Genomic DNA, 615 nt, shown 5'->3' with positions numbered 1-615 from the left:
TGGCGCGCATCTGCCGGTGACCGCGCTGGTCGATCAGTTCTACTCCGAGGTCGAGAAGCTCGGCGGCAAGCGCTGGGATACGTCGAGCCTGCTCGCCCGGCTGGAAAAGTAAGCCGACCCATCTTTCTGCGAATCGCATGGCCGCCGCTCGCCGGCGGCCATTTTGTTTCTGACCGGCTGCGGCTGCACGCTGCCCTGATGGGCGCTCTCCGTCGGTCCAGGCGCTCCATTGCGCCACCCGCGACTCACTGTTACCCGTTGCAATCGCCAATCGTTCGCATGTGTTACCGGATCGCGACAGCAAGACCCGGAATTGAGAATATGCAATGTTATAACATTACATATTGATCGGTTTGGGCTAACCGTCGTCCCTGTCATCGTGAACGTTACACGGCGCAGGCGCTGGCATGGTCGGCACCTGCGATGGGGATCGAGATGCGCGTACGGAAGATCTTGGGCCCGCTGGGGTTGGCTGGATTGATGACGGCTGTCTGGTCGGACGGGCCGACGGCCCATGCCCAGCAGGCCCCAAGCCCAGCCCGGAGACCAGACACCTTGCTCCCGGAGATCACCGTCGATGTCCCGCGGCAGCGCCAGGCGGCCGGCCGGGCGTCC

The 615-nt window shown here is 63.7% G+C and carries 1 protein-coding gene and 1 pseudogene; one reads left to right on the top strand and one right to left on the bottom strand.

The window, feature by feature from the left end; genetic code table 11:
• Window positions 1-112 (top strand): annotated as a pseudogene (locus tag BRAS3809_RS36000) (oxidoreductase); the annotation flags it as partial.
• Window positions 113-386: 274 nt separating this feature from the next.
• On the opposite strand, the gene BRAS3809_RS37105 reads toward BRAS3809_RS36000, so the two are convergent.
• Window positions 387-615, bottom strand: a 229-nt coding sequence (locus BRAS3809_RS37105; protein WP_210161108.1) for a hypothetical protein, incomplete at its 5' end; no start/stop codon positions are given.

The organism is Bradyrhizobium sp. STM 3809 (genome assembly GCF_000239795.1).
In the GTDB taxonomy this organism is placed as follows: Bacteria; Pseudomonadota; Alphaproteobacteria; order Rhizobiales; family Xanthobacteraceae; genus Bradyrhizobium.
The sequence above is the reverse complement of the archived record's forward strand: the minus strand, read 5'-3'. Positions and strand labels throughout refer to the sequence as shown.